Origin of the sequence: Mycobacterium sp. E3305, from assembly GCF_001666785.1 — a bacterium.
Classification (GTDB): Bacteria; Actinomycetota; Actinomycetes; order Mycobacteriales; family Mycobacteriaceae; genus Mycobacterium.
Genome location: NZ_LZJA01000043.1, coordinates 1 through 14,489, shown reverse-complemented (window position 1 = coordinate 14,489; position 14,489 = coordinate 1). Strand labels below are relative to the sequence as shown.

Annotated in this window: 2 protein-coding genes; both read right to left on the bottom strand. The window is 67.8% G+C overall.

All coding sequences use genetic code 11. From position 1 onward, the window contains the following. On the bottom strand, positions 1–3,963 hold a 3,963-nt coding region (locus tag A5701_RS29260), incomplete at its 3' end, for a non-ribosomal peptide synthetase (protein WP_156669913.1). Next, a partial coding sequence (locus A5701_RS04755; protein WP_067749305.1) for a non-ribosomal peptide synthetase occupies positions 3,960–14,489 on the bottom strand: 10,530 nt, incomplete at its 5' end. The genes A5701_RS04755 and A5701_RS29260, both read right to left, overlap by 4 nt.

Sequence of the window (14,489 nt, the reverse complement as noted above, 5' to 3'; positions counted from 1 at the left end):
CAGGGCGCGCAGCTCGTCGGGGGAGCGGGTCACCTCCTCGGGCACCACCACCAACCGCCCGCCGTGCGCCAACGCACCCCAGATCTCCCACACCGAAAAGTCGAACGCATACGAATGGCACTGCGTCCACACCTGCTTGGGCTCCAGCTCGAAACCCACCTCCAGTGCGTCGAACAGGCGGGTGACGTTGTGGTGCGTGACCGCAACCCCTTTGGGCACCCCGGTAGTGCCCGATGTGTAAATGATGTGCGCGACATTGTCGGCTGCCGGTGCCGGCAAATTCGTACTCGGCTGGGCGTCAATCCGCGGGTCGTCGACGTTGACGACGATGAAGGCGTGCCCGTTCAGCCGTGGGCGCAACGCTGTGGTGGTGAGCGCGGCCACCGGCCTGGAGTCGGCCAGCAGGAAGTCGATCCGCTCGTCGGGCAGCGCCGGGTCGATCGGCAGGTACGCCGCGCCGGTCTTGAGCACCGCCAAGATCGCCACAATGGCCGCACCGGAACGCGGGAGGACCAGTCCCACGCATTCACCCGGGCCGGCACCGTAACCAATCAGCAGATGAGCCAGCCGGTTTGACGCACCATCGACCTCGCGGTAGGTCCAGGACTGTTCCCCGAACCGCAGCGCCAACGCTTCCGGGGCCCGCAGCACCTGCTCGGCGAACAGCGCCGGAATCGACACCGCCGCCGCGGCCTGCTCCAACACCGGCCACCGGCCCATCTCGCCCAGACGGGTGAGCTCACCGGCCTGGAGCACATCGAGCGACGACAACCGCACACCCGGATCAGCGGTCATCGCCACCAACACCCGCTCCAACCGCTCCACCACCGCGGCGACCGTGCCGGCGTCGAACACGTCGGTGCGGAACTCCACCGCACCCGAAATCCCAGCCGGCTCACCCTCATCGGTGAAGCGCTCAGCCACGTTGAACGTCAAATCCATCCGGGCGGTATGGGTGGTGATCGGCACCTGGGACACCTGTAAATCCCCCAACGCCAACCCCGGATCAGCGCCGGTGCCCGGCAGGTTCTGCCAGGCCAGCATCACCTGCACCAGCGGATGATGAGCCAGCGACCGCGCCGGGTTGAGCCGCTCAACCAGCACCTCGAACGGCACGTCTTGGTGGTCATAGGCGGCGAGGCTTTGCCTCCGCACCTGGCCGAGCAACTCATTGACGGTCGTATCACCCGCGACGTCGACGCGCAGTACCAGTGTGTTGACGAAGAACCCCACCAGGCCCTTGAGCGCGGGGTCGCGTCGCCCTGCGATCGGAAAACCCACCGGCACATCCGACGTCGCGGTCAGCCGCGACAACAACACCGCTAACGCGGCCTGAACCACCATGAAACTCGTCGCGTTGCACTCCCGGGCCAGCGCACGCACCCGCTGCTGTAACTCCGCCGGCCACTCCACCGGCACCGTCGCCCCACGCAGATCGGCCACCGCCGGATAAGGCCGATCTGTGGGCAACTCCAACCGCTCCGGCATCCCCGCCAGCGCATCCTCCCAATACGCCAACTGCGCGGCAATGCGACTGTCGCCATCATCGAGATCACCCAACTGCGCGCGCTGCCACACCGCGTAATCCGCATATTGCACTGGCAATTCGGCCCAGTCAGGGGCTTCGCCGCTGCACCGGCTGGCATACGCGACATTCAGGTCACCCACGAGCGGGGTGATCGACCAGCCATCCGCGGCGATGTGGTGTACCACACCCACCAGCACGTGGTCGTCGTCGCCGACGCGGAAAAGCTGCACTCGGAAAGGAATCTCGGCCCTCAAGTCGAACGTGCGCCGCGCCGCGGCGTCGATGGCCTCATGAAGCGCGCCCGGGGACCACCCGGCGGCGTCGGTGACGTCCACAACGCCGGCGCAGTTACTCGGCAGCACGCGCTGGAAGGGCACCCCGTCGACGTCGGGGAACACCGTGCGCAGCGATTCGTGCCGGCCTATGACGTCGTCCACGGCCATCCGCAACGCAGTCAGATCCAGCGTTCCCCGCAAACGCAAGGCCACCGCCAGGTTGTAAACCGCTGAAGGCCCGTGCAATTGGTCGAGAAACCAGAGCCGACTCTGGGCGAAGGACAGCGGAATGACTTCCGGCCGTTGGACGGCCAGAAGAGGCTGAAGGCGGCTGTCATCGCCACCGATGTGTGCGGCCAGTTGCGCGACCGTTGGCGCGTCGAACAGAGTCTGCATTGACAGGTCGGTGGCCAGGTCGGAGCCGATCGCCGCGATCACGCGCATCGCGGAAACCGAGTCGCCGCCGAGGTCGAAGAAAGAGTCGTCGACTCCGACCCGGTCGATGCCGAGAACGCGGGCATAGATGCCGGCGAGGATGTCCTGGGTGGGATCCTTCGGAGCGCGGTACCGCTGACCGTTGGTGTACTCCGGCGCCGGGAGGGCTCGGGTGTCGAGTTTGCCGTTGACCGTCAGCGGCAGCGTTTGCAAGACGACGATGGCCGACGGAACCATGTATCCGGGCAGCCGCCGGGCCAGTGCATCCCGTGCCACAGCGGGATCGACTGCTCCGGTCGCCGTTTCGGTGAGGTAGCCGACGAGCCGCCGGTCACCGGGCCGGTCCTCTCGGGCGATCACCGCGGCCTGTCCGACGCCCGGGAGTTCGCTCAAGGCGGAGCGGATTTCGCCGAGTTCGATGCGATACCCGCGAATCTTCACCTGTTCGTCGGCGCGGCCGAGGTAGTCGAGTTGGCCGTCCGGCCGCCAGCGCACCAGGTCCCCGGTGCGATACATGCGGGTTCCGGGCGGGCCGAATGGACAGGCCACGAAGCGCGAAGCGGACAGTCCGGCCCGGCGCCAGTAGCCCACCCCGACGCCGCGGCCGGCGATATACAGCTCGCCGACCACCTTGGGCATCACGGGACACAGCAACTCGTCGAGGACGAAGAACGCGGCTCCCGTGATCGGGGACCCGATGGGTGGCGAACCCGATCCCGGCAGCAGTGGAGCACTCTTGGACGCCCACATCGTGGTTTCCGTCGGGCCGTAGACGTTGGTCATCACCCGTCCGGGCGCCCAGGCATCCACCAGCGCCGGAGGACAGGCTTCGGCGCCGATGACCAACGCCGTGAATTCCAGTCCCTCGGGGGACAGGGTGCTCACTGCCGACGGGGTCTGCGTCAGCACGCGGACGCGCTCTTTTGTCAGTAGGTTGTGGAATTCGCCGGGTGATCGAGCCACCGACTCGGGCACCACCACCAGACGCCCGCCGAACAGCAACGCGGCCCAGATCTCCCACACCGAGAAGTCGAACGCGTAGGAATGGAACTGCGTCCACACCTGGTCCGGGCCCAGTCGAATACCGATGTCGAGCGCGTCGAAAAGCTGGGTGACGTTGTCATGCGTGACCGCAACGCCTTTCGGCACCCCGGTGGTGCCTGAGGTGTACACGATGTGGGCTATGTCATCGGGCGCGGGGAGGGGTAAGGCGGTGTCGGGTTGAGCGTCGATGCGAGCGTCGGCGGTATCGATGACAGTCAGGCCGCATCCGTCCAGTCGCGAACGCATCTCCGCGGTCGTCACGACGGCGATCGGGGTGGCGTCGGTGAGCATGAACTCGATGCGGGACCGCGGATGCATGGGGTCGATCGGCAGATACGCCGCCCCGGTTTTGAGCACCGCCAGGATCGCCGTTATCGCCTCGGCGCACCGGGGGAACAGCAGTGCGACACACACGCCCGGTCGCGCGCCGTGCTCGATCAGCAGATGTGCCAACTGATTAGCGGCCTCGTCGAGCTCGCGGTAGGTCATCGAGCGGCCTTCGAAGGTCACGGCCAGCGCCTCGGGGGTCCGCGACACCTGGGCGGAGAAGAGCGCCGGAACCGATAGCGGCACCGCGGGCCGGGTCAATGCGGCGCGGTTGCTCCAGTCGTCCAGGCGCGCGTGTTCCGTCTCGTTGAGCAGATCGATGGACAACAATCTCCGCGTCGGATTGGTGGTCAACGTTGTCCCCCTAGGTCGGTGGTCATGGCCACCAACGCGCGCTGGAAGCGGTCGATCAGTGATTCGATGGTCTCGGCGTCGAACACGTGGCTGTCGTATTCGACGCGAAGAAGCAATTCGCGGTCGGGGCGGGCCTGCATTGTCAGCGGGTAATGACTGGATTCGGTACCGGTCAAGTCGGTGATCGCCAGCCCGTTGGTGTGCGACAGCGCCGTGGTGTCGATCGGGTAGTTCTCGAACACGAACAGCGTGTCGAAGAGCTGGTCGAGCCCGGTGATGCGGTGAATCTCCTTGAGCGCCAGATGCTGATGATCCAGGGTGCGCTCGTAAGCAGTGTGCAATTGCCCGAGCAGGTCTGCGACGGTGGTGGCCGGGGTGATGGTGGCTCGGACGGGGATGGTGTTGATCATCAGACCCACCATCGTTTCCGCGCCGACCACCTCGGTCGGCCTGCCCGAAACAGCCGCCCCGAATACGACGTCGCGCCGGCCCGTCATGGACATCAATACCTGTGCCCAGGCGCCCTGCAGCACCGTGTTGACGGTGGTGTGACAGGAGCGGGCCAGTTCGTTGACGGCCTGGGTGGTGCCCTCCGGCACGCGAGCCGACGCGAGGCCTCGGGTTCCCAGCGTCGGGGTGCCCGGCGGTGCGACCAGAGTCGGGGTGTGGAAACCGGTGAGCACCTCGCGCCAGGCCTGCTCCGCGGCGTCGAGGTCGCGCTTGGCGAGCCAGGTGACGAACCGGCGATATGGGACGGCCGCCGGTAGATGTTGGCCGTAATAGGTAGCGAAGATCTCTTGCAGGAGCACGGGCAGCGACCAGCCGTCCAGCACGATGTGGTGATTGGTCAACACCACTCGGTACCGCTCCGGCGCGGTGCGGATCAACGCAACGCGAAACGCGGTCGAACCCTTCAGGTCACACACCGCCGCGCGCTCGGCGTCACATATGCGCTGTAACTGCCCGTCGGCATCGCAATCGAGTTCGACGTACTGCCAGGGCGTTTGGGTGTCGGCCGGGATGATCTGCACCGGCTGGTCGAATTGTGTGCAGAACCGGGCGGCGAGGTTGGGGTGGCGACTGACGACGGTGTCCACGGCGCCGCGGAGGCGATCCGCGTCGAGCGGGCCGGAGACGGTGATGTCGAGCTGCATCGAGTACAGGTCGCCGTCGCGGTTCTGGGCCGCCGCGTGGAACAGCAATCCTTGCTGGAGGGGAGTGAGCGGAAGTATGTCGGCGATCCGGAAATGCCGCTGGAGTTGGTCGATTTGGTGCTGGGTGAGACCGGCGGGCGCGATGTCCGAGGGGGTGAGTCCCCCGCCGCCGCGCTGGACGTGTGCGCAGATCCCGGTAAGAGCGTCGAACCACAGCTGATTGAGCCTGTCGACCTGCGCGTCATCGAGCGCCGTAGGCGCCCAGGTCCATTGGGCCTCCAGGTGGGGCCCGGCACCGGCGTCCACGGCGCCCGCGCTGAGTTCCAGGGTGTGTGCGAGTGGCATCGGCACCGCGCTGGCGAAGGTGGTGACCGCCAGACCGTCCTGGCTGGCCCGCCAGAGATCGCCGGACGCCTCGGTCCCGTGCAACCGTCCGAAGTAATTGAACCCGATCGCCGGATCCGGCCCACCCAATACGACGTCGGCGTTGAGGTAGCGCAAGAGGCCATACGTGATGCCGTCGGGCAGGGCCCGCAGTCGTTCCTTTGCGCGCTTGACGAACGCCCCGACTGCGGCGTCACCGGCCACCAGTTGCGCCCAGCGCGGCCCGACGACCGGTAACGCCGCGGGGTATTTGGTGGTGAACCAGCCCACGGTGCGTGACAGCTCGACATCGGTGGTGAGGTCCTCGTAGCGACCATGTCCCTCGACGTCGATCGCGATCGACCCGCCCTCGTCGGCGCCCGAGAACTCACCCCACGCCAACGCGAGGGCGATCAACAGGATGTCCTGGACGCCGGTGTGAAACGCGGTGGGAACCTCGCCGAGCAGGAGGCGGGTGGTCTCGGTGTCGAGGGATGCCGTGAGGTGCCCGGCGCGGTCGTAGGTGTCAGTCTCGGGCTTGACCGGGGGCAGGGCGGCTTGGGCGGGCAGCGACCGCTGCCACACTTCGGTCTGGTCGATGACTTCGCGCCGCTGCGCATGCTCGGCAAGGAGTGCCGCCCAGCGCTGGAAGGATGTGCCGCCCGCCGGCAGCGCGACCGGTTGGCCGCTCAGGCGCTGGGCCCAGCCGATATTCAGGTCTTCCAAGAGGATTCGCCAGGACACGGCGTCCACGGCCAGGTGGTGGATGATCAGCACCAGCTGGCCGGTGGTCACCCAGACCGCGCTGAGCATTACGCCGGCAGAGGGGTTGAGCCGTGACCGGGCGATCGCCACCGCGTCTTCGGTCAACTCGTCGACGGCGAGCAGGCAGCTTTCGGCGTCCAACGCACCGGTCCCGGGCGCCGTCAACGACCACTCGCCGGCGTCGAAGTTGTCGACACGCAGCCGCAGCATCGGGTGGTGGTCGAGCAGGGCTTGCAGGAGCGCGACCACGTCGGGCCGGGTGACGCCGTGGGGTGCCTCGATCATCATCGTCTGATTGAACTGATCGACGGGACCGTCGATGTCCCACAGCCAGCGCGTGATCGGGGTGGGTATTACCGGGCCGATGCCCGCGTCGAGCGGGCCGATGCCGTCGCTGATCTGGGCGACGCGGGCCAGCCGCGCCACCGTCTGTTCGACGAAGATGTCTCGCGGGCGGCAGATCACGCCGGCCGCGCGGGCCCGTGCGACCACCTGCATCGACGAGATGCTGTCGCCGCCAAGGTCGAAGAAGGCGTCGTCCACTCCGACGCGATCGAGTCGCAGGACCTCGGCGAAGATGCCCGCCAGGATTTCCTCGATGGCATCGGACGGCGCACGATAACTTTCGGAGGCCTGGTAGTCGGGCGCGGGCAGGGCGCGGGTATCGAGTTTCCCGTTCACGGTGGTCGGCAGCGCATCGAGCACCACCACCCCGGCGGGCACCATGTAGCCAGGCAGCCGCTCCGCGAGCGCGGCGCGCGCGTCGATCGGATCGGCGGATCCCGTGATGTAGGCGACCAGCCGCTTGTCGCCCGGATGGTCTTCGCGCGCGATGACGGCGGCACGCTCCACGCCGTCGAGTTGGCTTAGCGCGGCATGGATTTCGCCGAGCTCGATGCGGTACCCGCGGATCTTGACCTGCTCGTCGGCGCGTCCGAGGTAGTGCAGTTGGCCGTCGGCGCCCCAGCGGACCAGGTCCCCGGTGCGGTACATGCGTGCCCCATGGCCCCCGAACGGGCAGGCCACGAATCGTGACGCCGTCAGCCCCGCGCGGCGCAGATACCCGATGCCCACGCCGTGGCCGGCGACGTACAACTCACCGATCACCCCGGACGGCACCCGGCGCAACGACTCGTCGAGGACGAACAGCGCCGCTCCGGGTACCGGACTCCCGATGGGCACCACCCCGGATCCGGCCGTCAGCGGCGCGCTGATCGCGACGCACATCGTCGTCTCCGTCGGGCCGTAGGCGTTGATCATCACCCGCCCGGGCGCCCATTGATCGACCACGTCGGCCGGGCACGCCTCACCGACCACCACCATCGCCGCCGACTCCAAACCCTCGGGCGGCAATACGGCTGCGGCGGAGGGGGTTTGCGTGAGCACGTCGACCTGTTCGGCGACCAGCAGGTGGTGGAAGTCAGTCGGCGACGCGGCGATGTCCTCGGCGACCACCACCACGCGCCCACCTCGTAGGAGCGCACCGAAGATCTCCCACACCGAGACGTCGAAGGCCAGCGAATGACATTGCGGCCAGACGCCCGGATGCGGCAAACCGCCGTCCAGTGATGCCAGCAGCTGCGTCACGTTGTGATGGGTGATGGCAACGCATTTCGGTGTGCCGGTGGTTCCGGAGGTATAGATCAGATACGCGATGTCGCCGTGGCCGGGCGCGGGTGGTGCGGTCCTTGGGTGGTCACCGACCGCGCCATCGGTGACATCCAGTACCACCAGTCCGTGCCCGGCCAGCCGCGGCCGCAGGTCGGGGGTCGTGACGGCGGCGATCGGCGCGGCGTCGTCGAGCATGAACTCCATCCGGGAAGCCGGCACCGCCGGATCGATCGGTAGGTAGGCCGCTCCCGTCTTGAGCACCGCCAGCATCGCGGTGATGGCCTCGGCGCAACGGGAGAACAACAGCGCGATGCATTCGCCCGGGCCCGCGCCGTGCCCGATCAGCCGGTGCGCCAGTCGATTCGACGCGACGTCGAGTTCGCGGTAGGTCCAGGACCGCGTCCCGTCGGTGATCGCGATCGCATCGGGTGTCCTCGCCACATGGCCGGCGAACAAGACCGGAATCGACAGCGGTGTGGGGCCCGGCCGGTCCAACATCGCCCTGTTGGACGTGGCATCGAGGCTGGCGTGCTCCTCGGCATCCAGCAGATCGATGGACGACAACCGGGCCTGAGGGTCGGCGGTCATCGCGCGCAGTAGCCGCTGGAACCGGCCGACAAGCGTGTTGATCGTCTCGGGCGCGAAAACATCCGTGCGGAATTCGACCGTTCCCCGAATGCCCGCCGGCGCACCGTCGTCGGACCAGTGTTCGGACAGCGAGAAGGTCAAATCCATGCGAGCGGTGTGGGTGTCGAGCGGCAATGGTGTGATCTCGAGGTCGCCCAACTCAAGCCCGGCGACGGGGTCGCTCCTATGGCCGGGCAGGTTCTGCCACGCCAACGCCACCTGGGCAAGCGGATGATGGCTCAGCGAGCGGGTCGGGTTGAGCCGCTCGACCAGCACCTCGAATGGCACATCCTGGTGCTCGAAGGCCAGCAGGCTGCGCCGCCGCACTTGGGCGAGCAATTCGGCGACGGTCGGGTCTCCCGCCGCATCCACCCGCAGCACCAAGGTGTTGACGAAGAAACCCACCAGGTCATCGAGCGCGGGATCACTGCGGCCGGCGATTGGGAATGCCACGGCCACATCAGAATTCGAGCTGAGCCGCGCCAGCAGAACCGCCAGGGCGGCTTGGACCACCATGAAGCTGGTCGCGTTGTGCCCGCGGGCCACCTCGGCGATGCGCTGCTGCAATTCGGCCGGCCAGTCCACGGACACGCTGTCGCCGCGCTGATCGGCCACCGAGGGATAGGGCCGATCCGTCGGGAGCTCCAAGCGTTCGGGCAAGCCCGCCAGGGCGTCTTCCCAATACTTGAGCTGCGCGGCGATCCGGCTGTCGGAATCGTCGAGCACACCGAACCGCGCCCGCTGCCACAACGTGTAGTCCACGTATTGCACTGGCAGTGGGGGCCAGTCGGGGCCGAGCTCCCGCCCTCGCGCCCGATAGGCCTCGCCGAGATCGCGGATCAACGGCGCCAGCGACCAACCGTCAAAGGCGATGTGGTGCACCACGCCGACCAACACGTGCTCGTCGGCGTCGACACGAAACAACTTCGCCCGCAGCGGAATCTCGGAATCCAAACCGAAGGGGTGGCGCGCCGTTTCATCGACGGCCTCGTCGAGCCTGGCCGGCACCCAATCGGTCGCGTCGATGACGTCCCAGCCGAAATCCGCCCGGTCGGCAGGGACGATGAGTTGCTGGGGCAGTCCATCGGGCGCGGGGAATATCGTGCGCAGGCTTTCATGCCGGGCGACCACATCTGCGAGCGCGTCGCGCAGCGAATCCGCATCGAGGGCACCGCGCAGCTTCAGTGCCACGGCCACGTGGTAAACCCCTGAGGGGCCTTGCAACTGGTCGAGAACCCACAGCCGATTCTGGGTGAACGAGAGCGGAATCACCGCCGGGCGGTGCCCCGCGGTCAACGGCTCACGGTGGCGGGCCTCGCCGTCGACGAGTGGCGCCAATTGAGCGATTGTGGGTGCGTCGAACAACGCGTGCACGGCCAGGTCCGTGTCGAGACCGGTGTTGATGGCAGCGATCAACCGCATTGCCGACAGCGAATCCCCGCCCAAGTCGAAGAACGAATCGTCGACGCCCACCCGGTCGACACCCAGCACGTGGGCATAGGTGCCGGCCAGGATCTCCTCGACCGGGGAGGCCGGGGCGCGGTAGCGACCGCGGTCCTGGTAGTCCGGCGCGGGCAGGGCCCGGGTGTCGAGCTTGCCGTTGACCGTCAGCGGCAGTGCCCCCAACACCACGACGGCGGCCGGCACCATGTGGCCGGGCAGCCGTTCGGTGAGCGTGGCGCGCGCCGCGGCGGGATCGACTGTCGCGCCGATGCTTTCGACGACGTATCCGACCAGCCGTTTGTCGCCGGGCCGGTCTTCGCGGACGACGACGACGGCCCGATCGACACCGCCGAGTGCGGTCAGGGCGGCCTGGATCTCCGTGAGCTCGATCCGATAGCCGCGGATCTTGACCTGCTCGTCGGCGCGCCCGAGGTAGTCGAGCTGCCCGTCGGTCCGCCAGCGCACCAGGTCGCCGGTACGGTACATCCGCGTGCCGGGGGCGCCGAAAGGGCTGGCCACGAATCGAGCCGCGGTCAGGCCCGCCCGACCCAGGTAGCCGACGCCAACGCCGCGGCCGGCCACGTACAGTTCGCCGACCATTCCGGGTGGGAGCGGGCGCAGCCAGTCGTCCAGGACGAACAGTGCCGCGGTCGACACCGCAGCCCCGATCGGTACCGTCCCCAGACCTGCGGTCAACGGGGCGCTCAATGTGGCGTACACGGTGGTTTCGGTGGGGCCGTAGGCGTTGATCACCACGCGCCCGGGCGCCCACCGGTCCACCAGCTCGGCCGGACACGCCTCGCCGCCGAGCAGTAGCGCGACCGAATCCAGGCCGTCCTGGGGAAGCGCCGCGGCCGCCGACGGCGTCTGGGTGAGCACGGTGATCTGTTCGGCGACGAGCAGGGCGTGGAAGTCTCTCGGTGACGCCGTCACCCGCTCGGGCACCACCACCAGTCGCCCGCCGCCGAGTAAGGCCGCCCAGACCTCCCAGACGGAAAAGTCGAACGCGTACGAGTGACACTGCGTCCAAACCTGCTCGGCGGGTAGGTGGGCTGACGCCGACTCGACCAAGTGGGCCACGTTGCGATGGCTAATCGCAACGCCTTTCGGCACACCCGTGGTTCCCGAGGTGTAGATGACGTAGGCGATGTCGTCGGCTGCCGGCATAGCAAGCGCGGATCGGGGTCGGGCCATCATGCGGTCGTCGGTGATGTCGACGACGGCCAGTGGGCGCCCGGCCAGCCGTGGACGCAGCCCGGTGGTGGTGACCGCGACGCTCGGCGCGGCGTCACTCAACATGAATTCGATCCGCTCGTCGGGCAGCGCCGGGTCGATCGCCAGGTATGCCGCCCCGGCCTTGAGCACCGCGAGCATGGCGATGACGGCCTCGGCGGACCGTTCGAGCAGCAGTGCCACGCATTGCCCGGGGCCGGCGCCGCAACCGGATATCGAGTCAGCCAACTGATTCGAGGCTTCGTCGAGATCTCGGTAAGTCAACGACCGGACCCCGTCGCGGATGGCTACGGCGTGCGGAGAGCGGACCGCATGGCCGGCGAACAGTTCCGGAATCGTCACCGGTGCGGGTGCGGACCCGGTCAGCGCCGCCCGATTGCCCATGGCGTCGAGGCGGGCGCGCTCGTCGTCGTCGAGCGCGTCGGTCGCCGACAAGGGGAGCTGCGGATCGGCGATCATGGTCAGCAGGACCCGTTCCAGCCGATTGATCAGTGTGTCAACGGTTTCCGCATCGAACACGTGAGTGTCGTACTCGACACGGAAGCCGAGCTGGGCTCCGGGCGTGACCTGGACGGTCAGGGGGTAGTGATTGGATTCGTGGCCGGTGAACTCGGCGACGGTCAATCCGTCGACGGCGGCCAGCGCGGCGGTGTCGACGGGGTAGTTTTCGTAGACGAACAGGGTGTCGAAGAGTTGGTCGTGGCCGGTGATGCGGTGAATCTCGTTGAGCGCCAGGTGTTGGTGGTCGAGGGTGTGGTTGTGGGTGTCGTGTAGTCGGTGGAGCAGCTCGGCGGTGGTCATGGTGGTGGTGATGTGCGCGCGCACCGGCACGGTGTTGATCAGCAGGCCGACCATGCGGTCGGCTCCCGGTATCTCGACGGGCCGTCCCGAGACGGCGGTGCCGAAGACCACGTCATGGTGGCCGGTCAGTCCCATCAACAGTTGCGCCCACGCCGCCTGCAGCACGGTGTTGACCGTGGTGTGGTTCGAGCGCGCCAATTCGTTGAGCGCCAGCGCGTCTTGCTCGGATACGGCGAACGAACTGGTGCTCTTGGGACCGGGCTTGAGCCGGCCCGGCGGACCGACGAGGGTGGGGGCGTCAAGGCCGGCGAGCGCCTGGGCCCAGGCTTCGCGGGCGGCGTCGAGGTCGCGCTCGGCCAGCCAGGTGACGAACCGGCGATAGGGTGTCGCGGCCGGCAGTTGCCGGCCTTGGTAACAGGCGAAAATCTCGTGCAGCAGGATCGGTAGCGACCACCCGTCGAGCACGATGTGGTGGAACGTCAGCACAATTCGATGGAGGCTCTCTCCGGTGCGAAGCAGAGCAACCCGGAAGACGGGTCCGGCGGTGAGGTCACCGACCGCGGCCCGTTCGTCGGCGCAAATCCCTTGGATCCGATCATCGGCTTCGACGGCCTCGTATCGCCATACCGCCAAGGGGTGGGCCGGAATGATTTGCACCGGTTGGTCGAACTGCCGGCAGAACCGAGCGGCCAGGTTGGGGTGGCGCTCGACGACGGCGCGGACGGCGTCGTGCAGCCGGCGCGGGTCGAGTGGGCCGGCGACCGTGACGTCGAGTTGCATCGCGTACAGATCGCCGAGATCCCGAGCGGTGGTGGCGTGGAAGAGCAGTCCTTCTTGGAGTGCGGTGAGCGGCAGGATGTCGGCGGTGTCGTAGTGGTTTTGGAGGTCGTCGATTTGGTGTTGGGTGAGCCGGGCGGGGGTGATGTCGGAGGGGGTCAGGCCGCCGCCGCCGTGCTGGACGTGGGTGCAGATTCCGGTCAGGGCGTCGAACCACAACTGGCTGAGCCGGGCGATGTGGGTGTCGTCGAGAACGGACGTGGCCCAGGTCCAGGTGGCGTTGAGCTGAGGGCCGGTGTCGGTGTCGATGGTGGCGGCGTTGAGCTCGGCCGTGTGCGACAGCGAGATCGGCAATGCGGCGGCATCGCCGGCGACCACCAGGCTGTCCGGGCTGATCCGCCACAGGTCCTCGGGAATGTCCTGTCCGCCAAGACGTCCCAAGTAGTTGAATCCGATGGTGGGTTCGGGTTCGGTGAGGTTGGTGGTGAGGTAGCGCAGCAGTCCGTAGGTGGCGGGGTGGGGCAGGGCGCGTACTTGTTCTTTGGCGGCCTTGATGATCGGGCCCAGTGCCGGGTCTCCGGTGACGACACGGTGCCAGCCCGGTCCGGCGACGGTGAGCGTGGCGGGGTATTTGGTGGTGAACCAGCCCACGGTGCGTGAGAGGTCGAGGTCGGGGGCCAGGTCGTCGTGGCGGCCGTGGCTTTCGACGTCGATGCAGACGGGGTGTTCGCCCCCTCCGAGGAATTCGGTCCAGGCCAGCGCGTAGGCGATCAGCAGGATGTCGTGGATGCCGGTGTGGAAGGCCGCGGGGACGTCGGAGAGCAACACCCGGGTGGTCTCGGTGTCCAGGGTGGCGGTGAGGTGCCCGGCGCTGGCGTAGGTGTCGCCGGGCTGTGGCGGGGGCAGCGCGGCCGCGGTCGCCGCGACGTGGTTCCAGGTGTCGGCCTGTGCGATGACCGCCGCGGTGTGGGCGTGCTCGTCCAGAAACGCGGCCCAGCGCTGAAACGAGGTCCCGCCGGGGGGCAGGGCGATCGGCTGGCCGTGGTGGTGCTGGGTCCACGCGATGTTGACGTCTTCCAACAGGATCCGCCACGACACCGCATCCACGACCAGATGGTGAACGATCAACACCAACTGGCCGGTGGTGCTCACCCACAACGCACTCACCATCACCCCGGCGGCGGGATTTAGCCGAGACAGGGCCTGGGCCAGCACCTGATCGGTGAGCGCCTCGACGGTGTGTAGGCACTCACCGGCACCGACCGCGCCGGGGTCGGCAACGGTCAACGACCGGGCGTTGGTGTCGGCACGCAGTCTGAGCATGGGGTGGTGGTCGAGCAGCGCCTGCAGGATGGCGAGCAGGTCGGCGTGGGTGGCCCCGGTCGGGACCTGGAGCGCCATGGTTTGGTTGAACTCATCGATCGGGCCGTCAATGTCGAACAGCCAGTGCATGATCGGGGTAGGCGTGATCGGCCCGATGCCTTCGTCGACGAGTTGTTCGCGGGCCTCGGTGATCCCGGGGATGCGGGCCAGGCGGGCCACGGTCTGCTCGACGAAGATGTCGCGGGCACGGCAGGCCAGCCCCGCGGCGCGGGCGCGGGCGACCACCTGCATCGACAGGATGCTGTCGCCGCCGAGGTCGAAGAAGGAGTCGTCGATGCTGATGCGGTCGAGGCCGAGGACTTCGGTGTAGATGGTGGTCAGGAGTTCTTCGATGGGGGTGGTGGGCGCCATCTCGTTGATGGATTGCGG